This window comes from Ectopseudomonas alcaliphila (assembly GCF_900101755.1).
Taxonomy (GTDB): Bacteria; Pseudomonadota; Gammaproteobacteria; order Pseudomonadales; family Pseudomonadaceae; genus Aquipseudomonas; species Aquipseudomonas alcaliphila.
In genome coordinates, this window is record NZ_FNAE01000004.1 from 212,949 (window position 1) to 236,846 (window position 23,898).

23 protein-coding genes are annotated in these 23,898 nt (G+C 61.9%); 8 read left to right on the forward strand and 15 right to left on the reverse strand.

Annotated elements, in window-relative coordinates; translation table 11 throughout:
* The first annotated feature begins 3 nt into the window (after positions 1-3).
* Complete coding sequence (locus tag BLR77_RS15455; protein ID WP_074679308.1) at positions 4-2,088, forward strand: TonB-dependent copper receptor; 2,085 nt, start codon at positions 4-6, stop codon at positions 2,086-2,088.
* A 138-nt stretch (positions 2,089-2,226) separates the two neighbouring features.
* Here the strand turns inward: BLR77_RS15455 and BLR77_RS15460 are convergent, their stop codons facing one another.
* The 8 genes from BLR77_RS15460 to BLR77_RS15495 all read right to left on the reverse strand — a co-directional run bounded on the left by BLR77_RS15460 (position 2,227) and on the right by BLR77_RS15495 (position 11,783).
* Positions 2,227-3,174, reverse strand: a complete 948-nt coding sequence (locus tag BLR77_RS15460) for an adenosine deaminase (protein WP_074679310.1) — start codon at positions 3,172-3,174, stop codon at positions 2,227-2,229.
* Positions 3,175-3,372: 198 nt separating this feature from the next.
* Positions 3,373-4,338, reverse strand: coding sequence for a 2-oxoglutarate and iron-dependent oxygenase domain-containing protein (locus tag BLR77_RS15465; protein WP_074679312.1), 966 nt, complete (start codon positions 4,336-4,338; stop codon positions 3,373-3,375).
* Positions 4,339-4,530: 192 nt separating this feature from the next.
* Positions 4,531-5,613: a BMP family ABC transporter substrate-binding protein gene (locus tag BLR77_RS15470; RefSeq protein ID WP_074679314.1), complete on the reverse strand. Its 1,083-nt coding sequence runs from the start codon at positions 5,611-5,613 to the stop codon at positions 4,531-4,533.
* Between the two features lie 326 nt (positions 5,614-5,939).
* Positions 5,940-7,295: an 8-oxoguanine deaminase gene (locus BLR77_RS15475; RefSeq protein WP_074679316.1), complete on the reverse strand. Its 1,356-nt coding sequence runs from the start codon at positions 7,293-7,295 to the stop codon at positions 5,940-5,942.
* 199 nt (positions 7,296-7,494) lie between these two features.
* The gene (locus tag BLR77_RS15480; RefSeq protein ID WP_074679318.1) at positions 7,495-7,944 is read right to left on the reverse strand and encodes an REP-associated tyrosine transposase; all 450 of its coding nucleotides are present in this window, start codon (positions 7,942-7,944) and stop codon (positions 7,495-7,497) included.
* A gap of 140 nt (positions 7,945-8,084) precedes the next feature.
* On the reverse strand, positions 8,085-9,011 hold the full coding sequence (locus BLR77_RS15485) for an ABC transporter permease (RefSeq protein WP_074679320.1): 927 nt from the start codon (positions 9,009-9,011) through the stop codon (positions 8,085-8,087).
* Between the two features lie 109 nt (positions 9,012-9,120).
* Positions 9,121-10,224: an ABC transporter permease gene (locus BLR77_RS15490; RefSeq protein ID WP_074679322.1), complete on the reverse strand. Its 1,104-nt coding sequence runs from the start codon at positions 10,222-10,224 to the stop codon at positions 9,121-9,123.
* Positions 10,225-10,235: 11 nt separating this feature from the next.
* Positions 10,236-11,783 carry an ABC transporter ATP-binding protein gene (locus tag BLR77_RS15495; protein ID WP_074679323.1) on the reverse strand — a complete coding sequence of 516 codons (1,548 nt, stop codon included), beginning with the start codon at positions 11,781-11,783 and terminating at the stop codon, positions 10,236-10,238.
* Positions 11,784-12,345: 562 nt separating this feature from the next.
* On the opposite strand from BLR77_RS15495, the gene BLR77_RS25110 reads away from it, so the two are divergent.
* The 6 genes from BLR77_RS25110 (at position 12,346) to BLR77_RS15510 (ending at position 15,689) form a co-directional block, all read left to right on the forward strand.
* Positions 12,346-12,840: a hypothetical protein gene (locus BLR77_RS25110; RefSeq protein WP_074679325.1), complete on the forward strand. Its 495-nt coding sequence runs from the start codon at positions 12,346-12,348 to the stop codon at positions 12,838-12,840.
* 73 nt (positions 12,841-12,913) lie between these two features.
* On the forward strand, positions 12,914-13,516 hold the full coding sequence (locus BLR77_RS25115) for a hypothetical protein (RefSeq protein ID WP_139202995.1): 603 nt from the start codon (positions 12,914-12,916) through the stop codon (positions 13,514-13,516).
* 47 nt (positions 13,517-13,563) lie between these two features.
* A complete protein-coding gene (locus BLR77_RS25120) occupies positions 13,564-13,929 on the forward strand; it encodes a hypothetical protein (RefSeq protein ID WP_139202997.1) in 366 nt (121 codons plus the stop codon).
* A gap of 94 nt (positions 13,930-14,023) precedes the next feature.
* On the forward strand, positions 14,024-14,431 hold the full coding sequence (locus tag BLR77_RS15505; RefSeq protein WP_074679327.1) for a VOC family protein: 408 nt from the start codon (positions 14,024-14,026) through the stop codon (positions 14,429-14,431).
* Between the two features lie 107 nt (positions 14,432-14,538).
* Positions 14,539-15,009 (forward strand): hypothetical protein, encoded by a 471-nt coding sequence (locus tag BLR77_RS25125; RefSeq protein WP_139202999.1) that lies wholly within the window; start codon positions 14,539-14,541, stop codon positions 15,007-15,009.
* Positions 15,010-15,146: 137 nt separating this feature from the next.
* Positions 15,147-15,689 (forward strand): hypothetical protein, encoded by a 543-nt coding sequence (locus BLR77_RS15510; RefSeq protein WP_074679329.1) that lies wholly within the window; start codon positions 15,147-15,149, stop codon positions 15,687-15,689.
* A 345-nt stretch (positions 15,690-16,034) separates the two neighbouring features.
* Here BLR77_RS15510 and BLR77_RS15515 read toward each other — a convergent pair whose 3' ends face one another.
* The 7 genes from BLR77_RS15515 to BLR77_RS15545 form a co-directional block, all read right to left on the reverse strand.
* Positions 16,035-16,595, reverse strand: coding sequence for an MFS transporter permease (locus tag BLR77_RS15515; RefSeq protein WP_074679331.1), 561 nt, complete (start codon positions 16,593-16,595; stop codon positions 16,035-16,037).
* Between the two features lie 207 nt (positions 16,596-16,802).
* Positions 16,803-17,489: an SDR family oxidoreductase gene (locus BLR77_RS15520; protein ID WP_074679333.1), complete on the reverse strand. Its 687-nt coding sequence runs from the start codon at positions 17,487-17,489 to the stop codon at positions 16,803-16,805.
* Between the two features lie 353 nt (positions 17,490-17,842).
* Positions 17,843-18,412 carry a DUF922 domain-containing protein gene (locus tag BLR77_RS15525; protein WP_074679335.1) on the reverse strand — a complete coding sequence of 190 codons (570 nt, stop codon included), beginning with the start codon at positions 18,410-18,412 and terminating at the stop codon, positions 17,843-17,845.
* Positions 18,409-18,993, reverse strand: a complete 585-nt coding sequence (locus tag BLR77_RS15530) for an IMPACT family protein (RefSeq protein WP_074679337.1) — start codon at positions 18,991-18,993, stop codon at positions 18,409-18,411. Before BLR77_RS15530 ends, BLR77_RS15525 begins: the two co-directional genes overlap by 4 nt.
* Entirely contained in the window at positions 18,993-19,655 is a 663-nt protein-coding gene (locus BLR77_RS15535; RefSeq protein WP_074679339.1) for a TetR/AcrR family transcriptional regulator, read from the reverse strand. The genes BLR77_RS15530 and BLR77_RS15535 overlap by 1 nt, the downstream gene beginning before the upstream one ends.
* Before the next feature lie 160 nt (positions 19,656-19,815).
* Positions 19,816-21,192, reverse strand: coding sequence for a uracil-xanthine permease family protein (locus BLR77_RS15540; protein WP_074679555.1), 1,377 nt, complete (start codon positions 21,190-21,192; stop codon positions 19,816-19,818).
* Between the two features lie 186 nt (positions 21,193-21,378).
* On the reverse strand, positions 21,379-22,296 hold the full coding sequence (locus BLR77_RS15545; protein ID WP_074679341.1) for a LysR family transcriptional regulator: 918 nt from the start codon (positions 22,294-22,296) through the stop codon (positions 21,379-21,381).
* A 178-nt stretch (positions 22,297-22,474) separates the two neighbouring features.
* Between BLR77_RS15545 and BLR77_RS15550 the strand changes: the two genes are divergently transcribed.
* Positions 22,475-23,821, forward strand: a complete 1,347-nt coding sequence (locus BLR77_RS15550) for an omega-aminotransferase AptA (protein WP_074679343.1) — start codon at positions 22,475-22,477, stop codon at positions 23,819-23,821.
* Positions 23,822-23,898: the final 77 nt, after the last annotated feature.

A 23,898-nucleotide genomic window follows, 5' to 3' on the forward strand; every position in this document is an offset into this window, starting at 1 on the left:
CGCATGTCCGTTTCCTTCGTTACGGGCGCCGCTTCCGTGCGCCCTCGTTTTCCCCTGTCTGCCCTGGCCGTTGCCTGTGGCCTGAGTGTCATCGCGCCGCTGCATGCCGAGGAGCATGTCCACCAACTGCCGCCCACGGTGATCACGGCGATCCAGCAGAGCTCGCCGCTGACCGTGGTGGCCGATCCCAAGGACCCACGCCAGCCGGTGCCGGCCAGCGATGCCGCCGACTACCTCAAGACCATTCCCGGTTTCTCCGCGATTCACAGCGGCGGCAGCAACAGCGACCCGGTGCTGCGCGGGATGTTCGGCTCGCGCCTGCTGCTGCTCACCGACGGCGGCCAGATGCTGGGTGCCTGCCCCGGTCGGATGGACGCGCCCAGCTCTTATATCGCCCCGGAAACCTATGATCTGCTGACCGTGACCAAGGGCCCGCAGACGGTGATCTGGGGCCCCGGTGCCTCCGCCGGCGTGGTGCGCTTCGAGCGCGAGCCGGCGCGCTTCGGCGAACTCGGCGCGCGCCTGCATGCCAGCGTGCTGGCCGGCTCCAATGGCCGCTTCGACCGCCTGATCGACGGCGCCGTCGGCAGCGAGCAGGGTTACCTGCGGGTGATGGCCAACCGTTCGCACTCGGACGACTACGACAACGGTGATGGCGACACCATCGCCTCGCGCTGGGACAAGTGGAACACCGATGTCGCACTGGGCTGGACGCCGGATGCCGACACCCTGATCGAGCTAAGCGCCGGCCGTGGCGATGGCGAGGCGCGCTACGCCGGGCGCGGCATGGACGGCACCCAGTTCAAGCGCGAAAGCCTGGGCCTGCGCATCGAACGCAGCAACCTCGGCGGTGTGCTGGACAAGGTCGAGGCCAAGATCTACTACAACTACGCCGACCACATCATGGACAACTTCCGCCTGCGCATGCCGAACCCGACCAGCATGATGGCCATGCCCATGGCCTCGCAGGTCGACCGGCGTACCCTGGGCGCACGCCTGGCCGCGACCTGGACGTGGGACGACCTCGAACTGATCACCGGCATCGATGCGCAGCGCAGCGAGCACCGTGCCCGCCGCTCCACCTACAGCATGATGACGGGCTACACCGACGCCGATCGCTTCCCCTGGAACAAGGACGCGCTGATGCACAACTACGGCGCGTTCGCCGAGGCCACCTGGAGCCTGGCCGAGCGTGATCGCCTGGTCTCCGGGGCGCGCGTGGATCGTGCATCGGCCAAGGATTACCGGCAGAGTTTTCGCAGCATGATGGGCATGGTGCGGCCCAACCCGACGGCGGGCGAGACACGCGCCGAGACCCTGCCCAGCGGCTTCGTGCGCTACGAGCATGACCTGTCCGGTTCGCCGACCACCCTCTATGCCGGCCTCGGCCATGTGCAGCGTTTCCCGGATTACTGGGAGCTGTTCTCGGCAGGGCTGAACGGCCCGGCTGGCTCGCGCAACGCTTTCGATGGTATCGAGCCGGAGAAGACCACCCAGTTCGACATCGGCATCCAGTATCAGGGCGAGGTGCTGCAGGCCTGGGCATCGGCCTATGCCGGGCAGGTGCGGGACTACATCCTGTTCGACTATCGCGGTATGGGTACCCAGGCCGACAATGTCGACGCGCGCATCATGGGCGGCGAACTGGGCGTGGCCTACGCCTTCGCCTCCAACTGGAAGGCCGATGCAACCCTGGCCTACGCCTGGGGCAAGAACAGCAGCGACGGTGAGGCACTGCCGCAGATGCCACCGCTGGAGGCGCGCCTGGGGCTGAGCTACCAGCGTGACGCCTGGAGCGCCGGTGCGCTCTGGCGTGTGGTCGACGGCCAGGGGCGCATCGCCGACGGGCGCGGCAACGTGGTTGGGCAGGACTTCGGTGACAGTGCCGGCTTCGGCGTGCTCTCGCTCAACGGCGCCTACCGCGTCAGCCAGCAGGTCAAGCTCAGCGCCGGTGTGGATAACCTGCTCGACAAGCGCTACGCCGAGCACCTCAACCGGGCCGGCGACGCCGGCTTTGGCTTCCCGGCCGACACCCGCATCGACGAACCGGGCCGCACCTTCTGGGCCAAGGTGGATGTCGACTTCTGAAGTGATCAGCCGTGGGAGGCGCTGTAGCGGCGAGCTTTTGCGTCGCGGCTCAAGCCCCTCCCACGGGACCGCCGCGGCAGGGTGCGCCGCGCACACCAAGGAACCCGCCTGGCGATCGCTGCGTGCGCCCCAGGCGTCTTACACCAGCCTCGCGTCCAGGCTGTTCTGTGCCAGGCGCTTGGCTTGTGCTTCGGTCATGCCCAGGTGTTCGTGCAGGGCGGCGAAGTTCTCGCCGACGTAGCCACCGAAGTAGGCCGGGTCGTCCGAGTTCACCGTCACCTTCACGCCGCGTTCGAGCATCTCGAGGATGTTGTGCTGGCTCATGTGTTCGAACACGCAGAGCTTGATGTTCGACAGCGGGCAGACGGTCAGTGGAATCTGTTCGTCGATGATGCGCTGCATCAGCCGTTCGTCCTCGATGGCGCGCACACCGTGGTCGATGCGCTTGATCTTGAGCAGGTCCAGCGCTTCCCAGATGTATTCGGGCGGGCCTTCCTCGCCTGCATGCGCCACCGCGTGCAGGCCTTCGCTACGCGCCTTGGCGAACACCCGCTCGAACAGCCGGGGCGGGAAGCCCTTCTCCGAACTGTCGAGGCCGACGCCGATAAAGGCATCGCGGAACGGCATGGCCTGTTCCAGGGTCTTGAACGCTTCTTCCTCGGGCAGGTGACGCAGGAAACTGAGGATCAGGCCATGGCTGATGCCCAGTTGCTTCTCGCCATCGAGCAGCGCCTGCTGGATGCCGCGCAGCACCACCTCGAAGGCAATGCCGCGATCGGTATGGGTCTGCGGGTCGAAGAAGGGCTCTACGTGAATGACGTTCTGCGCCTTGCAGCGTTGCAGGTAGGCCCAGGTCAGGTCGTAGAAGTCCTGCTCGGTGCGCAGCACGTTGGCGCCGGCGTAATACAGGTCGAGAAATTCCTGCAGGTTGTTGAAGGCATAGGCCGCGCGCAGGGTCTCGACATCGGCCCAGGGCAGGGCGATCTGATTGCGTTCGGCCAGGGCGAACAGCAGTTCAGGCTCCAGCGAGCCCTCCAGGTGCAGGTGCAGTTCGGCCTTGGGCAGGGCGTTGAGCCATTCGGGCATGGTCGGTTCTCGTTGTCAGGCTTGGTTGGTCGCAAAGTTTAACCGGTGGGACAGGATTGTGCTGCGCCGGTGGGCGTATCCGGTCCGGCTTGATCGTTCCCACGCTCCCCGTGGGAATGCAGTTGCAGACGCTCCGCATCTGTGGGACGCAGAGCGTCCCAGGCTGGTCTCCCACGCCGGAGCGTGGGAGCCATCAGATCAGCCCTGCGCCTCTTCACGCCGATAGGCATAGGTATCGGCAAAGCGCGACAGCAGGTACTCGGCGCTGGTCACCGGCTGGTACTTGGCCGGGTTGTCCGGGCTGGAACAGTTCGGCAGGCAATCGATCAGGGTGTCCGGGTGCGGTTCGGCGAAGAACGGCATGGAATAGCGATCCACCCCCAACGGGCTGATCACCCGGTGCGGCGTCGAGGTGTAACGGTCGTTGCTCCAGCGCGCCAGCATGTCGCCGATGTTGACCACGAAGCTGCCGGCAAGCGGTGGTGCGTCGATCCACTCGCCACCCCGCGCGCGCACCTGCAGGCCACCGGCATCGTCCTGGTAGAGCAGGGTGATGCAACCGTAATCGGTGTGCGCCCCGGCGCCTTGTTGTTCGGCGCTGCTGGCGGTGTGGCGCGGCGGGTAGTGGATCATGCGCAGCACGCTGATCGGCTCATGGAAGCGCGCATCGAAGAAATCGTGCGCGATGTCCAGCGCCATGGCCATGGCGCGCAGCAGGGTCCTGGCCAGGTCCTGCATGTCGGCGTAATGCTGTTCCATCAGCTCGGCCCAGCCGGGCAGATCCGGGTGGCGATTCGGCCCACGCAGCGGCTTGCCGGCCAGCACCTCGGGGTGATCGGCGGGCATATGGAAACCCATGTCGAAGGTTTCCTTCAGGTCGCTCGGTTTGCTCGGGTCGAGCTGCTCGGTGGCGATCGCCCCATAGCCGCGATGGTGGGCGGTCTGGGTGATGTCGATCCTGAGTTTTTCTTCGGCCGGCAGGGCGAAGAAGGTCTTCGCTGCACTGAGCAGGGCGTCGATACGTTCACTGCTTATAGGGTGGCCGACTATATAGAAGAAGCCCCAGTCGCGGCAGGCGCGGTCGATCTGTTCGGCCACGGCGGGCCATGCCGAAGCGTCGTCGGCGTAGAGCGGGGCGATGTCGATGATGGGGAGGCTGTTCATAAAAGCTCCGGGGTGTTGCTGCGAGTCTTCTCGTACCCAGGGCAGCGATGCGTGGCACCAAAGGCCGGCGCCACGGTGATGCGGTTCTGCTGAGATAAGCAGGGACGGCATCGGTAATCTCCAAGTTATCGCGGCTGAAGCCGCTCCTACAGGCGTGGGAGTAGGAGCGGCTTCAGCCGCGATGCTATGCGCTTACTTCGGCAGCTCGGCCTTCACGTTTTCCACGTAGTAGTTCATCGAGGCCAGCTCGGCGTTGGTTGCGCTCACGCCTTCGGCGATGCGCACCGCGCCGCTCTGATCCTTGATCGGGCCGGTGAAGGGGTGGAACTTGCCGCTGCGAATGTCGGCGATGATCTGCTCGGCTTCGCTCTTCACATCGGCCGGTACCAGGTCGCTGATCGGCAGTTCGATGGTGTCCTCGGCCAGGCCGCCCCAGAAATCCTGCGGCTGCCAGGAGCCGTCGATCACCGCCTGGGTGGATTTGACGTAGTGCGGGCCCCAGTCGTTGACGATGGAGGTGAGCACGGCCTTGGGCCCGAAGTGGGCCATGTCCGAGGCGTAGCCCACCGAGTAGATGCCACGGCGCTCGGCGGTCTGGATCGGTGCCGGGCTGTCGGTGTGCTGGAACATCACGTCCACGCCCTGGTCGATCAGCGCGTTGGCGGCATCGGATTCCTTGCCCGGATCGAACCAGGTGTTGACCCATACCACCTTGATCTCGGTGCCCGGGTTGTACTTGTCCAGGGCCAGCTGGATGGCGTTGATATCGCGGATCACCTCGGGGATCGGGAAGGAGGCGACGTAGCCGACCTTCTTGGTCTTGGTCATCTTCGCCGCGAGGAAGCCGCCGACGTAGCGCCCCTCGTAGGAGCGCGACAGGTAGGTGCCGACGTTCTTGTCCTGCTTGTAGCCGGTGGCGTGCTCGAAGGTGACCTTGGGAAACTGCTTGGCCACCTTGATGGTCGGGTTCATGTAGCCGAAGGAGGTGGTGAAGATCAGGTCGAAACCGCCCTTGGCCATGTTGCGGATGACGCGCTCGGCGTCGGCGCCTTCTGGCACGTTCTCGACGAAACTGGTGGTGACCTTGTCGCCCATTTCCTTGATCAGCATCTGCCGGCCCTGCTCGTGCTGGTAGGTCCAGCCGTGGTCGCCGATGGGGCCGATGTAGACGAAACCGACCTTCAATGGATCGGCTGCCGAGGCGCTGAGCATGGCGCCAAAACCCAGGGCGGCGACGAGGGTGCGCAGCAGCGGTTTCTTGCTCTTCTTGTGCATGGTGGGTGCAGCTCCAGTCTTGGTGTTGGGATGGCCGTTGGTTGGCTGATCCCATGACTGCAAAAAGCTGACCAACAAGACAGATAGCCGGGTGGCGGGGTTCGCTGTTTGGAGATGGCTAGGGAGCGGAGCGGTATTGGTGCGTGGCGGCCTTGCATGTCGTGTTGTGGTGCGTCGCTCCTGTAGTGACACCGACGAAACGACGGTCGCGGCTGAAGCCCCTCCCACAGGCTGACGTTGTTCTGGTGGGAGGGGCTTTAGCCCGTAGGGTGCGCCGTGCGCACCGGCAGTTTTTCGGTGCGCACGGCGCACCCTACGGTTCGGGATCAGGCGTTCATCAACTGCTTCGCTGCCTGACGGTGATCGGCGATCAGCTGCGCCACGTCCAGTCCTTCGATCTGCCCATCGATGACGCGCCAGGTGCCGCCGATCATCATCCGGTCGGCGCGGTCGGCGCCGCACAGCAGCAGTGCGGCGATGGGGTCGTGACTGCCGGAGAAGCGCAGCTCATCAAGCTTGAACAGGGCCAGGTCGGCCTGCCTGCCCACCGCCAGCTCGCCGATATCGCTGCGTCCGAGCAGGCGTGCCGAACCTCGGGTGGCCCAGCCCAGTGCGCGTTCGGGGGTGATCGCTTCGGCGCCGTAGCGCAGGCGCTGGATATACAGGGCCTGGCGCGCTTCGAGGATCATGTTCGAGGCATCGTTGGAGGCCGAGCCGTCGACGCCCAGGCCGACCGGTACGCCGGCCGCTTCCAGGTCGTGCACGGGGCAGATGCCCGAAGCCAGACGCATATTCGAGCAGGGGCAGTGGCAGACGCCGGTCCCCGCAGCGCCGAGGCGGGCGATTTCCTCGGAGTTGAAGTGGATGCCATGGGCCAACCAGGTACGTGGTCCCAGCCAGCCGACGCTTTCCAGGTAATCCACGGTGCGCAGGCCGAACTGGCGCAGGCAGTAGTCCTCTTCGTCGAGGGTTTCGGCCAGGTGGGTGTGCAGGCGCACGTCGAGTTCGTCCGCCAGCTCGGCGCTGGCGCGCATGATCTCGCGTGTGACCGAGAATGGCGAGCAGGGCGCCAGGGCGATCTGGATCTGCGCGCCATCGCCACGTTCATGGTACTGGCCGATCAGGCGTTGGCTGTCGGCCAGGATCGTCTCGCCACTTTGCACCGTGTGTTGCGGCGGTAGGCCGCCGTCGTCTTCGCCCAGGCTCATCGAGCCGCGGCTGAGCATGGCGCGCATGCCCAGCTCGCGTACGGCCTCCACCTGCACATCGATGGCGTTCTCCAGACCGCCGGGGAACAGGTAATGGTGGTCGGCAGCCGTGCTGCAGCCGGACAGCAGCAGCTCGGCCAGCGCCACCTTGCTGGCCAGGGCCAGTTTCTCGGGAGTGAGGCGTGCCCAGACCGGGTAGAGCGTCTTCAGCCAGGGGAACAGCGGCTGGTTGACCACCGGCGCCCAGGCGCGGGTGAGGGTCTGGTAGAAATGATGATGGGTGTTGATCAGGCCCGGCAGCACCACGTGCTCGCGCGCGTCGAACACCTGCTGGCAGGGCGCGGCGGGTTGCTGGCCGGCGCCGAGCACCTCACTGATGCGGCCATCCTCGATCACCAGGCCGGAGGAAGCGTCCAGGTCGTTGGCAGTGAAGATGGCGAGCGGGTTCTTGATCCAGATACGAGTAGCAGCCATGAGTGGCTCCTCTGAGGTTGATTTCAGGTAAGCCAGCTCAGTGTTGACCCTGTCTGCTGATCCAGGTTCGTCGGGAATGACGAGCTGGGGAAGATAGCTGACTCTGGAGTCAGGAGCAACAAACCTGTCGCGGCTGAAGCCCCTCCCACGGATCAGTGTTGTTCTTGTGGGAGGGGCTTTAGCCGCGACTCCCACAAGGTCAGAGCCACACCGAATCCCACAATGGATAATCTCCCACCCGGTTGACCAAGCCAGCTCTCAGGGGATTGGCGACGATATAACGCGCGGCGGGCAGAACATCTTCCTCGCGGCGCAACGCTCGATCATGAAACCCATCCTGCCAGAGCTTTCCCTGGCGACTGGCCAATGCGTTGATTCGCTTGGCGCTGCGTCCCTTGATGCGCCGCATCAATTCGCTGAGTGAGCCTTGCTGCAGTGCAATCAGCCAGTGCAGGTGATCGGGCATTACCACCCAGGCCAGTGATTCTGCCAGGCCGTCCTGCTGCGCAGCTTTGAGTTCAGCAACGACCAGACGACCAATCGTGAAGTTCGAAAAAAGCGTTTCACGGTTTTCGGTCGTAGCGGTGAGTAGGTAGATGTGCTGCGGCTCCGAGAAGCGACCGGCGCGCAAGCGGGCTGAATGGGGCATTCCTTTGCCTCCTGAATGGGAATGGCAAAGGTATAGCAGGGAATGGATCGCCTGGTCGCGGCTGAAGCCCCTCCCACAGCAACAATGCAGCCTGTGGGAGCGGCTTTTGTGGGAGGGGCTTCAGCCGCGACTGGTAAGCCTCAATGCCCCGGCTGCCAAGGCTGGCCCAGCGATACCGGCGCATACAGCCGGGTCTTGATCGCATCGCGCGAGAGCAGCACCAGCACCACGATGGTGGCGACGTAGGGCAGCATGGCCAGCAGGTTCGACGGGATCGACAGGCCGATGCCCTGCGCCACCAGATGGAGAATGCTGGCCAGGCCGAACAGGTAGGCGCCGAGCAGCACGCGCAATACGCGCCAACTGGCGAAAACCACCAGGGCCAGGGCGATCCAGCCGCGCCCGGCGGTCATGTTTTCCGCCCACATCGGCGTGTAGGCCAGCGACAGGTAACCACCGGCCAGGCCGGCCATGGCGCCACCGAACAGCACTGCCAGGGTACGTACGCGCAGCACCGGCAGGCCCATGGCGCTGGCGGCATCCGGGTTCTCGCCGACGGCCTGGATGATCAGGCCGATACGGCTCTTCAGCAGCAACCAGGCCACCAGGGCGAACAGGGCGAAGGACAGATAGATCAGCACGTCCTGGGCGAACAGCATGCGCCCGATCAGCGGGATGTCAGACAGCAGCGGGATGACGATGGGCTCGAAGCCGGACAGTGGCTTGCCGACCCAGGCGGCGCCGACGAAGGTGGACAGGCCCACGCCGAAGATGGTCAGGGCGAGGCCGGTGGCCACCTGGTTGGCATTGAAGCCCAGTGCCACGGCGGCGAACAGCAACGACAGCAGCATGCCGGCGGCAATCGCCAGCAACACGCCGAGCCACAGGCTGCCGGTGGCGAGCGCGACGATAAAGCCGATCACCGCGCCGAACAGCATCATGCCTTCCTGGCCGAGGTTGAGCACGCCGCTCTTCTCGCACACCAGCTCGCCCAGGGCCACCAGCAGTAGCGGCGTGCCGGTGCGCACCATGGCGTAGAAGATATTGGTCAACAGGTCGAGATCCATGGGGAGTTCCTTTGTGCATAGCTTTGTAGGAGCGAGGGGGACGCCCAGTTCTTGCTCGCGATCAGTGTCGGCAAGGATCGCGAGCAAGCTCGCTCCTACAGGTTCTTTGTCAGGCCATGGCCTCGGTGTTGTTTTTGGCGTCGCGCTTCGACCATTTCCACTTCAGCCGTGGCCGGTAGAGGATCAGCACGTCACAGGCCAGCAGGTAGAACAGCATCATTCCCTGGAACAGCTGGGTGATCGCCTGGGGCAGATTGAGGTTCATCTGCGCGTTCTCTCCGCCCAGATAGAGCAGCGCCATCAGCAGGCTGGCGAACAGAATGCCGAGTGGGTTGAGACGGCCGAGAAAGGCCACGGTGATAGCCGCATAGCCATAGCCGGGCGAGACCTGCGGCACCAGTTGACCGATGGGGCCGGCCACTTCGCCCACTCCCGCCATCCCGGCCAGTGCGCCGCTGACCAGCAGTGCGAACCACACCAGGCGCTTCTCGCGAAAGCCGACGAAACCGGCGGCGCGGCTGTCGAGGCCCAGCACCTTGATCTGAAAACCGAGAAAGCTCTTGTGCAGCAGCACCCACACCGCCACCAGGGCCAGCAGCGCCAGGTACAGGCCGCCGTGCAGGCGCCCGTCCTCGCTGACCAGCGGCAGGCGACTGGCATCGCCGAACATGGCCGACTCGGGGAAGTTGAAACCGGCCGGGTCCTTCAGCGGGCCATGCACGAAGAACAGCAGCAGGTTCAGCGCGATGTAGTTGAGCATGATGCTGGTGAGGATTTCGTTGGCGTTGAACTGCGTGCGCAGCCAGGCGGTAAGCCCGGCCCACGCCGCGCCCGCGCAGGTGCCGGCCAGCACCACCCAGGCCAGTGCCCAGCGGCTGTCCCAGTCGATCAGTTGCAGGGCCATGGCGCTGCCGGCCAGGGCGCCGATCAACAGTTGGCCTTCGGCGCCGATGTTCCAGATGCGCGCCTGGTAGGCCACCGCCAAACCCAGGGCGCAGAGCAGGATCGGCAATGCCTTGACCAGCAGTTCGGACACGCCATACCAGTCGCTGACCGGGGCGATCAGCAGGGTGTGCAGCGTCTCCAGCGGGTCATGGCCGAGCAGGGCGAACAGCAGCACGCCGCTCACCAGGGTCAGCACGGCGGCCAACAGCGGCGACAGCCAGAGCATGGGGCGCGACTCCTGGCCGCGCGGTTCCAGGGATAACAGCATGACGGGCTCCGTCAGCAGGCCGCAGCAGCGGCGGGTTGATCGAATTCACCGGCCATCCAGCGGCCTACTTCCACGGTGCTGACCTGCGCGGTGTCGGCCAGCGGCGACAGGCGCCCGCTGCACAGCGCGCCGATGCGGTCGCTGATCTGGAACAGCTCGTCGAGGTCTTCGGAGATCACCAGGATCGCCGCGCCGGCATCGCGCAGGGCAATCAGCGCGCGGTGGATGGCAGCCGCCGCGCCGACGTCCACGCCCCAGGTTGGGTGCGCGGCCACCAGCAGTTTGGGCTGTTGCAGGATTTCCCGGCCGAGGATGAATTTCTGCAGGTTGCCGCCGGACAGGCTGCGCGCCGCTGCGTCGGCATCCGGCGTTTTCACCGCGAAGCGGCGGATGATTTCTTCGGCCAGCGCGCGCACCTTGCCGCGCTGCACCAGGCCGCCCCTGACCAGACCCTGGCCGAAGGCGGTGAGCAGGGCGTTGTCCACCAAGCTCATCTCCGGCACGGCGCCATGGCCGAGGCGTTCTGCAGGCACGAAAGCCAGACCCAGCCCGCGCCGTGCATCGGGATGCAGATTGGCCACCGGCGCGGCATCGATACTGACCCGCTCGCGTTCGCCGCGTGGCAGGCGGACTTCGCCGCTGAGCAGGGCGAGCAGTTCGTCCTGGCCATTGCCGGCGACACCGGCGATACCAACGATCTCGCCGCTGCGTACCTCCAGACGGATGCGCTCGAGCGAGCAGCCGAAGGGGTCGGGGTTGTGCCAACTGAGGTCATCGACGCGCAGCCGTGGCAGGCCGCCGCTGACTTTCGGGTAGCTGCTCTCCAGGCCCTCGGCGTCGCCGACCATCAGCCGCGCCAGCTCCAGATCGCTGCACTCGGCCGGCACGCAATGGCCGGACACTCGCCCGCCACGCAGCACCGTGGCGCTCTGGCACAGCGCGCGCACTTCGCCGAGCTTGTGGCTGATAAACAGAATGCTGCAGCCCTCGGCGGCCAGGCGGCGCAGGGTGACGAACAGCTCGTCGGCTTCCTGTGGGGTCAGCACCGAGGTGGGTTCGTCGAGGATCAACAGTTTGATGTCCTGCATCAGGCAACGAACGATCTCCACGCGTTGGCGCTCGCCGATGGACAGGCTGTGCACCAGGCGGGTTGGCTCCAGCGCCATGCCGTAGCGCTGCGACACCTCGCGGATCTTCGCCTCCAGTTGCTTCGGCGTGCCGGCGTCCGCACCCATGGCCAGAGCGATATTCTCGGCCACGCTCAGCGTTTCGAACAGCGAGAAATGCTGAAACACCATGCCGATGCCCAGGCTGCGAGCCATGGCCGGATCGCGCATCGTCAGCCGCTCGCCCTGCCAGTGGATCCCGCCACTGCTGGGTTGGGTGACGCCATAGATGATCTTCATAAGCGTGCTCTTGCCGGCACCGTTCTCGCCCAGCAGGGCGCGGATCTCGCCAGGGGCGATGGCCAGATCGATGCGGTCGTTGGCCAGGCAGCCGGGGTACTGCTTGCTGATGGCTGTTAGCTGCAAACGGGGGGAGTCGGGTGGGGCGGACATGGAAAGCGCTCATGAACATGACTGAGCGGGACTAAAGCAAAAACCTGGCCATGAGGTCAGAAAACTCTCTGTCTGGAGCCTCGCTGCAGGGCGCATGCAGATTCATGCTCAGCATTGGTGCGAGCTTCACCATCGGTAGTACTCAGCGCACTGTATCCGCGCGTTCGCGACTAAAGCCTCTCCAACCAATTTGCCATCTGGCAGTGGGAGGAGCTTGAGGCGCGACCCTTAGCCTTAGCCCGGATGCATTCCAGAGCTTCCTCAAAGCCCCAGCTTGGTGGCCACACAGCGAGCTGCCGCCGAATGCCAGTGGCGGCGTAAAGTGCTCTTTCGGGCAGGTTGGGTAAGGCGCCTTTTGGTGGCGTGTTTTTGTACAGTCGTAATGCTTGAGCAAAAAGAAGAGGTCAAGCGAATACAGCGGCCGGCTGGGGTGTTTGCGATAACGCTATGATTGAGAAGGTTTTTTAGCGCTAAGTGAAACGGGATGGTGCGGAGTTAGATGGAGCGCTCTACTATCGGATTAGTACCGCCTTCCATCTAATCACTGTTAGGAGCCACGTTTATGTCTCAACCTGACTGGAAGCGTTACGAATCTGCTTCAAGAGAAATACTGCAACATTTCGCATCGGAGCTAGGAATTATTTCGGTTGGCGGTGAGGCTGTGCTGTCTGGGAGTTCTGGCACTAAATGGCATGTCGAAGGAACGGCGACATGTCTGGATGAGGGTGGTTTTCTTATCTTGGAGTGCCGACGTTACACTGCTAAACGACTGAACCAAGAATCTCTTGGTGGTTTAGCTTTTCGAATTCTTGATACTGGAGGTGCCGGGGCTATTATCGTCACTCCGCTGCCATTACAACAAGGAGCTAAACTTGTCGCGGAGTCTCAGAATATTGTCCCTATAGAAATCGCGGAGTGGAGTACAGCCCAACATTATCTTGCTCGTATTTTAGGAAAAACCTTTCATGGGTTTGGTTATGTAGAAGCTATACAGGCATCGGCTAGTGTGGTGTCAATTCAGCTGATAAGAGTCAACACCGGTGAAGATGACTCCTAACAATCACAGGCACAGGGACAAAATTTTTGCTGCGCTACAAATTTGCCCGTTAGCTTGAGAAAGGATTCGATCCGTGATTGAAATATCAGAGAGATACTTGGCCTTCGGGCAAAACATTTTCGTGAAGGAAGTGGCGATTCCGGTCGGCGAGGTGATTGAAGAGGTTGCGAAAGAGTATCCGTGTGCTGACGACGTAGATCTAAGAATAGTTTCTCGCCCTACAGCCTTTCTGTCCGGGCTAGACGCATTAATTGGAATATCAGTATTTTTAGGGGGCTGGGCAGGAACGAAATTTCTTGATGAAATCTATGACGCGAAGCTAGGGCCGAAAATTAAGGAATACTTTCGGCCATATATTGAAAGGCGCGGAGTTGATAAAAAATATTCGCTTGCGATTTTGGCACGAAAGAGAGGGGTAGGAGGGTCTGTCCTAATATGCTGTATTGGTTCTTCTATTGAGGAGATCGAATCATCGGAAAGGCATATTCCCGCCGCTCTTACAATGACGAATGAGTTGCTAGATTCCTCAAAAGGAAATTCCGTTTATCTTTACGTAATCGAAGGCGGAAAATTTAACTTAGAGCCAGAGGTCTTTGAGAGTCACCAAATGGCCTTGGAAGGGCTGAAGAGGATGTATCCTGCAAAATTGCCAAAACAAATTAAACCAAGGAGCTAACAAGGCAATGCACGCGACAAGCGCGTGATTGCAGCGTTAGGCAGATCATGGATCACTCAAAGCTATTCGTTGAAATTGATTCGCTGATTGAAGATTGCGGCGTCTACCCATACAGCTTTTTCAATATCCTGCGTCATTCAGAAAACTCGAATCTTGATCTAATCAAGCAGAATGAAATATGGCAGGATATAAAAACCGAAGAATGGCATGATCTGAGACTAGAGGCCTATTCGTTATGGGCTATTACAGATAATGGTGATCTGTGCTGGTGGAATGAGAAACAAACGATTGCGATGAACCCTAGAGCACAGGAGTATATGGCTTTACCGGTAAACCCAAGGCAATTCATAAGGCTAATAGGGCTCGGAAAAGTAACGGGCATATTCCCATCTGCTTTGTGGCAGCCTGCTTGACCAGTGGTTCAAATCGTTCGCTTCGCTCACTGGGACGGGCTAAAGCCCGCCCCTTAACCAAACGTTATGTGTACAAATCAGAACGGAGGAACAGATGAAATCCATTAAGACCTCGCTCATGTTTGTCGGGGAGCAGGCTGGGAAAGCCGAGGAAGCAATCAAGTTCTATATCTCTTTATTTCCTGGCTCAGAGATCATCGATATTCAGCGCTACGGTATCGGTGAGCATGAACCAGAAGGCTCTACCAAAATGGCTCGGTTTACGATAAACGGTACCGAATTTATGGCGCTGGACAGCCACCTTGACCACCAATTTAATTTTACACCCTCCATGTCATTGCATGTTGAATGTGAGTCGACGAGGGAGATTGAGGAAATCTTTCAGGCCTTAGCCGAAGGCGGCTCGGAACTGATGCCTTTGGATAACTATGGCTTTAGTCAGAAATTTGGATGGCTGAAGGATAGGTATGGCGTGTCTTGGCAACTCAACCTATCAGATTAATGTGGCGGCAGAGTCAACACATAACCAAACGCAGTACTACGCAGCCTCCGACTACCGGATGTTCGCAAACTCGCGCCGGTGTGCGTGGCGTTATACGTAAGGGACTTATGATTACTAGCGAACAATTTGCTGAGCTCAAAAAAATGCCAGATGAAAATTCGCGAATAGATTATCGCCGAGTGTTTTCTGAGGGTGAGTATGAAAAATTAAAACTTGGTTTAACTGCAAATAGCATGGACGAGAAGTGGAACGGCTATTTCTTTGAAGACTCTTTCTATGTGTGCAGAAGCTGGACTGGCGTGTGCGTTTTTGATTTTGGGTTAAGAAAAAACGATGATGGATATGTGGTTGAGAATGCCCGTGTAAATCGGAATTCAGCGCAATATGGTGCCACAGACAATGAGTATGATGTACATCTGTTAGATTTTTTAGTATCTAATCTCATTCTTGGTGAGTTGAAGCCATTTCCAAATCGCTTAGGTGCTGATGTACCTAGCGGTGTGGAGCAACATTCCACAGCAGGCACTGGCTACCCTGAAATAAGCGTAGGTATGAAGCCTTGGTGGAAATTGTGGTGAAACGTATAACAAGCAAAGGCAGCATCGCCCTCTGGGCTGGACCCGCTAATGCGCGACGCTGCTTTGAGCGTTAGGCGAAACCACGTAGATACTATTTCAACAACGGAGGCCTGCGGTTGAACTCCGCAGGAAGTGGCATGAGCACAGAAAATACGCTGGCTTTCGCAAGTACTATCTTGCCGTGCTGGAACGGAAGGTACATTACTTCCTTCATTGCCGCTGTCGAGTCTGGATTACAGGCTGAACGCAGGCGTCTACAGAAAAATTCATATATTGTCGTGGCGTCACGCGATCTGTACGACTATGACGGATTGAGTCAATCTGTTGACCAGCTGGAGGCGTTTCCGTCCCAAGAGCAGGCACTAGCGTTCGCACGCCAGGCCTCGAAGGCTGCGTTAGCGGAGGCGCTGGATACGCCGACCTATGGAAGTTATAAGTGGCGTCAGGTCGACGGATCGCCTACGTTATTCTTTACGAGATACAAACAGCCGCAGGTTCATGTTATTGGCAGCGAGCGCTTGCACTTGGAAAACGGCTCTGGCTTTGACTTGCTCTACATCGAGCACTTGGTTCTACACATTCAAGCCTCAGAACCATTGGGTAACGAATTGTTTGCGTATCTTGGAGCCGAGTACGAAGTCATGAATTATCTTTCCAGGCAAGTTGAGCCTCGTTCCTAGATGGACCCTCTCCACAAGTAGCGAGCAAAGCTTTTCTTTTGCACCTGTCGTCAGCGCGGTTGCATTCGCATATTCGGCTTATTTTGGGCTTTTCCGTCCTGGCCATTCTGTAGTTCGCGCAGCGGGGCCGAGCGTTCAATCGATCCCTGGGATCAGTATTGGTTCGGCCTTGTTCCGCGGCAGGACTCGCCTGTTCCGACCGTTTCGCTATTCACCACAACCACAAGAAAACACTTGTCTGTCTAGCAAGTAGCCTGGGTTGAGCGGAGCGGTACCTGGATTCCTGGGTCTGATGGGTCGCTGTGCTCAACCCATCCTGCAAGTGCGATGTCTGCGCTTGGGGATTTAGAAAAAGAGTGCGCCCAAGAAGAGCAGCCATAGTAGCGCCCCGGGGACGATGAACAGCAAGTTGAGACCGCTGATAGACGCGTTGGTCTGCCCATTGTCATCGCCACTCGCCTGGTTGGCCTGTTGCTGAATCAGCGCCAGGGGAATGGCCGGAACAATGACGACGCCGATCGTCAGCAGCAATTCAAGAGCACCGCCTGGGCCATCGGTTCGTGTCAGGCCATCGCTGACGAGGGTCAGTAGCACATAGGCCCAGGCGGTGCCCGAGTAAGCCCAGGGCGCCTGGCCCTGGCGCTGTTTGTGCTCGTTGATCAGGCGGCATAACGAATGGGTGAAAAATATCTGAAAGATCGAGCGCGGCGCCGGCCAGATCTTTTTCGGCAGCATTGCGCTGCGCTGACTGTTCCACTGTTTGTAGAACCAGTAGATGGAATACAGGCCGAAGGTGGTGAAGTACAGCAAGTAGAGCTTGTTCTGTGAGGTGACGAAGAACGCGCCACGGGAATGGGATTGTTCGTCCAGCAGCTCTGCTTTGGGTGTCTGATACAGGTTGTCCATTGACCTAGTCCCGAGTAATGGTGGTGGGAGGCTCGCATCCTGCGAGTGTTCAGAGGGCGGCAGAGTATACGAATGTCAGGATGTTTGTGGCGTGCGTTATGGCGCGAAATGGCTTGCTCGCTCGCCCAGGTGTATCGCTCCCGCGCCGGAGCGTGGGAGCAATCGTGCCTGGTCCGCAGGTGGCGGGCCGATATCCAGCGGTGATGCTTACCAGGGCAACGGATTGCCCTCGAAGTCCTGATAGCGCAGGCCGGGTTGGCCGATGGCGGCGCTGACCTGTAGGGCCATGCCCTTGCAGCTGCTGGTGATGTCCAGTGGGGCGTCGGCGCCGCCCATGTCGGTGCGCACCCAGCCCGGGTGCATCAGCAGTACGGCGAGTCGCGGATTGTCCTGAGCGCGCACGAAGCACTGTACGAGGTGGTTGAGCGCGGCCTTGCTGGCACCGTACAGCGGCATGCCCAGGCCGGCACCCGCCTCGATGCTGCCGAGGATCGAACTCATGAACACGATCAGACCCTGCTCGGCGGCCAGGTGCGGCAGCAGGCGCTCGGCCACGCGTAGCGGAGCGACGGCGTTGGTCAGGAACAGCTGACCCATTTCCTCGGCGTTGGCCTGTGCGGCGCTGTGGTGTGCCGGTCCGGCAACCCCGGCGTTGACGAAGATGACGTCGAACTGCTGATCGTTCAGGCGACCGGCAAGCTGTTCCAGGCTGGCCGGGTCGGTCATTTCCAGTTGTTCCACGCGCACGCCGGGCAGTGCCTGCAACGGTGCCTGCTGCGCGGCGCTGCGCACGGTGGCGGTCACGGCCCAGCCCTGGGCGGCGAATTCACTGGCCAGACCAAGGCCGAGGCCACGTGAGGCTCCGATGATCAGAATGGATCGGGAGGCAGTCATGTCAGGCTCCATGGCGGATGAGAAGACGATCAGCATAGCGAATGTCGATCCGATAAACCCGGCACGGCAATCCTCTGTAGGAGCCCTGCCTCGGGGCGTAATGCTGTTCACTTAGGAAACGGTCGAGCTCGATCAGTCCCCTCGCCCCTCCGGGGAGAGGGTTAGGGAGAGGGGGAAACTGGCAGTTTTGCGGTGTTTTCTGCCCTCTCCCCCAGCCCCTCTCCCATAAATGGGAGAGGGGAGCCAAACGTTTGCAACCTTAAGTGAACAGCATTACGCCTCGGGGCGGAGCTTTTCGAGGGCATCCGGCCACGATTCGCGGCGGGGCGCTGCTCCTGCATTTTGCTGCAGTGTTATTCCGTCAACCAGGCGCCCTGGCTGCGGCCATGGCCGGTTTGCTGGTCGTACTGCCGTTCCTGTTCGGCATGGCGCTGCAGGATGGCGTTGGCGCGCCGGTTGGCCTGCTGTTGCAGCTCGGCGCAACTGGGGTATTCGGGTGTCTGCAGCAGCGCGGCGTCGATCTCGGCGGCGGCTGCCTGACCGATGCGGTAATGGCCCAGTTCATGTTCGCGCAGTGCGCCCAGGTACTGCTCGAAACGCTGGCGTTGCTGCGCGTCGCCGCCGCCAAGGCGGGGCAGGGTGATGGTGGCGTTCAACTGGGTACGGGTGAGATCGATCTGGCAGCGACCGTCACGCTGTTCGCGCCACCAGAATTTCCACTGCACCTGCCAACGCGTGTAGGCATGGTAGATCTGCCCGTTCTGGCGAATCGGCGAGGCCTGGTTGAGGGCGCGACTTAGGGATTGGCCGGAGGCCACCTGCAGGTCGTAGTACTGTTCCTGCAAATGCTCCTGCACTTCGGCCTGGGCCGTCAGGGCCAGCCACAGCAGCAGAGGCAGAAGTGTAACGATCGTCCGCTTCATGGCGCCCTCAGGCTCTCGCGGCCACGGCTGATGTCGCCAAGAAGGCGCTCCAGCGCAGCGCGCTCGGCCGGCGCCACGGCCAGTTGCAGGCGCGCGCCGGTGGCGTCGTAATCCTCGCTTTCGATCAGGCTGTCGAACTCGTTCAGGCGCGACTTGAACACCGGCAGTTCGGCGAACTGCAAATGACAGGTGAATGTCTGGCGCAGCACCAGTTCACGGCGCTCGCCGGCCTGCAGGCATTTGGCCGCGCTGCCGCCGTAGGCGCGGGCCAGGCCGCCGGTGCCGAGCTGGATGCCGCCGTACCAGCGAATCACCAGCACCACCACCTGATCGCAGTCCTGCCCTTCGATGGCGGCGAGGATCGGCCTGCCAGCCGTGCCGCCCGGTTCGCCGTCGTCATTGAAGCGGTATTGATTGCCGACCTTCCATGCCCAGCAGTTGTGCGAGGCGGCCAGGTCGCTGTGGCTGTCGATGAAGGCCTGCGCCTCGGCCGCGCTGACAACCGGCGCGGCGATGGCGATGAAGCGGCTCTTGCGAATCTCCTCGCGGTATTCGCAAGGGCCGAGCAGGGTGAACGCCATCAGGCTTTGGCGGCAGGTGTCAGGCCGCAGCCCTTGAGGATGATCTGCACCAGTTGGTCGGATGCTTGCTCGAAGTCCTGCTTGGTCAGGCGCGAGCTCTGCTTCACGCGGCAGATCTGCGAGGCGAAGTCGGCGTAGTGCTGGGTGCTGCTCCAGAGCAGGAAGATCAGGTGGATCGGGTCGACCGGGTCCATCTTGCCGGCGGCGATCCAGCCTTCGAATACCGCGGCACGGCTGCGGAACCAGTCCAGGTAGTTCTGGTTGAAGTACTGCGACAGGCAGTCGCCGCCGCTGATCACTTCCATGGCGAAGATGCGCGAGGCCTTCGGCTGGCGCCGGGAGAATTCCATCTTGGCGCGGATGTAGCGCTCCAGTGCTTCGGCCGGGTCGTCATCGACGCTCAGATTATTGAAGGTGCTGTCCCACAGTTCGAGTATGTTGCTCAGCACCGCCAGGTACAGCCCCAGCTTGTTGTTGAAGTAGTAGTGCAGATTGGCCTTGGGCAGGCCGACGTTCTGCGCGATGGTGTTCATGCTGGTGCCCTTGAAACCATGCCGGGCGAACTCTTCTTCGGCAGCCTTGATGATGGCTTCTTCGTTCTTCTGGCGAATGCGCCCGGCGGGTTTGTCGCTGGCGCTGTGGGCGGGTACTTCGAAGGTCATGGGGCAATTCCGAACTGATCTGGGAGCGGCGCGATTGCACTGATACCCCAGCGCCGTCCGGGTGACAAGCGCAAGTCGCGGAAAAATCGCAGGGAATACCCTGACGCTGCGCTTGTGCACCAGGTTTGTGCGCGGGCCGGTGCCCGTGCACATGGAAACCTCAGGTTTCCTGCTCGTGCCCAGTTGTGCGCGCGCTGGCTGACTCCAGCGGCAACAGCAGGTTCATCAGGATGGCGGTCAGGCCGCCGCTGGTGATCGCCGAGCCGAACACGTTCTGCACCAGCCTGGGCATCTGGCTCAGCAGGTCCGGCTGGCTGGATACACCCAGGCCGATGCCGAAACTGGTGGCCATGATCAGCAGGCTGCGCCGATCCAGCGGCGCCTGGGCAAGAATGCGAATACCGGCGGCTGCGACCGTGCCGAACATCACCAGGGTGGCGCCGCCCAGTACCGGTTTGGGGATCTGCTGGAGAATGGCGCCGAGCACCGGGAACAGGCCGAGGATCAGCAGGATCGCGCCGATGTAGTAAGCCACATGGCGGCTGGCGACCCCGGAGAGCTGAATCACCCCGTTGTTCTGGCTGAAGGTGGTGTTGGGGAAGGTATTGAACACCGCGGCGATCAGCGAGCTGACGCCGTCACCGAACACCCCGCCCTTGATCCGTTGCAAGTAGTGCGGGCCCTTGATCGGCTGTTTCGAGATCATGCAGTTGGCGGTCAGGTCGCCGGTGGTTTCGATGGCGGTGATCAGGTAGATCAGGGCCACCGGGACGAAGGCCATCCAGTCGAAATCGAAACCGTAGCGAAACGGAATCGGCAGGCTCACCAGCGGCAGTTCGGGCAACGCCTTGGGCACCAGCACGCCGCTGAGCCAGGCTGCCAGCGAGCCCACCAGCAGGCCGATGACGATCGCCGACAGGCGCAGCCAGGGATTGCTCAGGCGGTTGAGCACGATAATGGTCAGCAGCACTAGGGCGCCCAGAGCCAGGTTGATCGGTGCACCGAAGTTCTCCGCCTTGGCGCCGCCGCCGACATCGGTGATGCCCACCTTGATCAGGCTGACACCGATGATGGTGATGACGATGCCGGTCACCAGCGGCGTGATGACGCGTTGCAGGCGGCCGATGAAGCGGCTCAACAGCATCTCGATAAAGGCGCCGAAGAAGCATACGCCGAAGATCATCGCCAGGATGTCGTCAGGGCTGCCGCCGCGCGCCTTGACCATCAGGCCGGCGGCCAGCACGGCGCTGAGGAAGGCGAAGCTGGTGCCCTGCACGCAGATCATCCCGGCACCGATGCCGAACGGGCGGCGCGCCTGGATCAGGGTGCCGACGCCGGACACCATCAGGCCCATGCTGATCAGGTAGGGCAGTTGTTCATGCAGGCCGAGCACGCCGCCGATGATCAGGGTGGGGGTGACGATGCCGACGAAGCAGGCCAGTACATGTTGCAGCGCGGCGAAGAAGGCCGGCAGCGGCGCAGGGCGGTCGTCCAGGCCGTAGAGCAGTTCGGACGATGTCGGTGATTCGGTGGTCATGGCGTGTTCTCGCAGCAGAGGGCGCTCGCCCTGATGCAAGAAGCTGTCCATATGATCAGTTTTTAGGGGGTGTGCGCCGCAGCATGGTCTTTATTGGATACAGACCCCTGATCGGCTTGTGTCCGGCGGCCTTGCTGCGTTCGCAATGCACCGTGCTGGCTCGGCATGCGCGGCCATGGTGCGGGCTCAGGCTTCGGCCAACGCGTCGAGAAAACTCTCCAGCACCAGGTGCGCGCGTCGGCCCTTGCGCGTCACCGCTGCCAGGTTGATGTCGTAGTAGCGGCTGCCAGCCTTGAGCGCGCGCAGGCGACCCTGCTGCACCCAGGCCTGGGCGTAGTGGTCGGGCAGGTAGCCGATATAGCGCCCGGTCAGAATAAGGAAGGCCATGCCCTCGCGATCCGAGGCGCTGGCCGTGCAGTTCAGTGCCTGGTAATGGTTCTGCACCTCCGGTGGCACGCGGAAGGTCGGGGCGATGGCTTCCTGAACGTTGAGTCGTTGGTCTTCGAGTTGCTGGTCATCGACGTAGAACAGCGGGTGGCCGACGGCGCAGTAAAGCAGCGAGCGCTCGTCGTACAGCGCCTGGTATTCCAGGCCGGAGAGGGCGCCGACCTGCGGCACCACGCCGATATGCAGGCGGCCGTCGAGCACGCCCTGCTCCACTTCCGAGGGCGGCGTCATGCGAATGTGGATGCGCACGTCCGGCCCCTGCACCTTGAGGCGCGCCAGGGCGTTGGTGATGCGCATGTGCGGGATGGTTACCAGGTTGTCGGTCAGGCCGATGTTCAGCTCGCCGCGCAGGTGTTGGTGCAGGCCGTTGACCTCGGTGCGAAAGCTCTCCAGCGCCGCTAGCAGCTGCAGGGTGCTCTGATACACCTCGCGGCCTTCTTCGGTCAGGGCGAAGCCGGCGCGACCACGCTGGCACAGGCGCAGACCGAGGCGCTGTTCCAGGTCGCTCATCTGCTGACTGATGGCCGAGCGGCCAATCCCCAGGGCACTTTCCGCCGCGGAAAAACCGCCACATTCCACCACGCTGCGAAACAGCTTGAGCAGGCGGATTTCAAAGTCGCTGACCTGGGCCAGCGGATCGGGACGGCGGCTGCTCATTTGTTTAGTAGACCCTGAACTGAAGATAAGAAGAGTGCTGTTTTACTGACTCTATGCCCGTGGCACCTTTGCTGGCAACTGATTCAATTCCCTTGTAGGAGCGGCTTCAGCCGCGATTGCTGTCGATCTTCGCGGCTAAAGCCCCTCCCACGACACCGTCCAGTGCGAGGCTCCTCCAATGAACATGCCGCAGACCGCAACCCCGTCCCTGGCCAGCCAGCTCAAGCTGGATGCGCACTGGATGCCGTTCTCCGCCAACCGCAACTTCCAGCGTGACCCGCGCCTGATCGTGGCGGCCGAGGGCAACTGGCTGACCGATGACCAGGGCCGCAAGATCTACGACAGCCTGTCCGGCCTGTGGACCTGTGGCGCCGGTCACTCGCGCAAGGAAATCCAGGAAGCCGTGGCCAAGCAGCTCGGCACTCTCGACTATTCGCCGGGCTTCCAGTACGGCCATCCGCTGTCGTTCAAGCTGGCCGAGCAGGTCGCCGACCTGATGCCGGGCGAGCTCAACCACGTGTTCTTCACCGGTTCCGGCTCCGAGTGCGCCGACACCGCTGTGAAGATGGCCAAAGCCTACTGGCGTCTGAAAGGCCAGGCCTCCAAGACCCGCTTCATCGGCCGTGCCCGTGGCTACCACGGCGTCAACATCGCCGGCACCGCCCTCGGCGGCATCGGCGGCAACCGCAAGATGTACGGCCAACTGATGGACGCCGACCACCTGCCCCACACCCTGCAACCGGGCATGGCCTTTACCAAGGGTATGGCCGAGACCGGCGGCGTGGAGCTGGCCAACGAACTGCTCAAGCTGATCGAACTGCACGACGCCTCCAACATCGCCGCGGTGATCGTCGAGCCGATGTCCGGTTCGGCCGGTGCCATCGTGCCGCCGGTGGGCTACCTGCAGCGCCTGCGCGAGATCTGCACGCAGCACAACATCCTGCTGATCTTCGACGAAGTGATCACCGGCTTCGGCCGCATGGGCAAGTGGAGCGGCGCGGAGTTTTTTGGCGTGACCCCGGACCTGATGAACGTCGCCAAGCAGATCACCAACGGCGCCATCCCGCTGGGTGCGGTGATCGCCAGCAGCGAGATCTACAACACCTTCATGCAGCAGCCGTCGCCGGAGCACATGATCGAGTTCACCCACGGCTACACCTACTCGGCGCACCCGGTGGCCTGCGCCGCCGGCCTGGCGACGCTGGAGCTGCTCAAACGCGAGAACCTGATCCAGCAATCCGCCGAGCTGGCGCCGAAGTTCGAGGCCGCGCTGCACGGCCTGAAGGGCGCCAAGCACATCGTCGATATCCGCAACTGCGGCCTGGCTGGCGCCCTGCAGATCGCCCCGCGTGACGGCGATGCCGTGATCCGTCCGTTCGAGGCCGGCATGGCCCTGTGGAAGGCCGGCTTCTACGTGCGCTTTGGTGGCGATACCCTGCAGTTCGGCCCAACCTTCAACGCCAAGATGGAAGACCTCGACCGCGTCTTTAACGCCGTTGGCGACGTGCTGAACAAGCTGGATTAAGAGCACCCATTTCTGTAGGAGCCCGCTTGCGGGCGATGTTGTAGAACAGATCGCCGGCAAGCCGGCTCCTACCCACA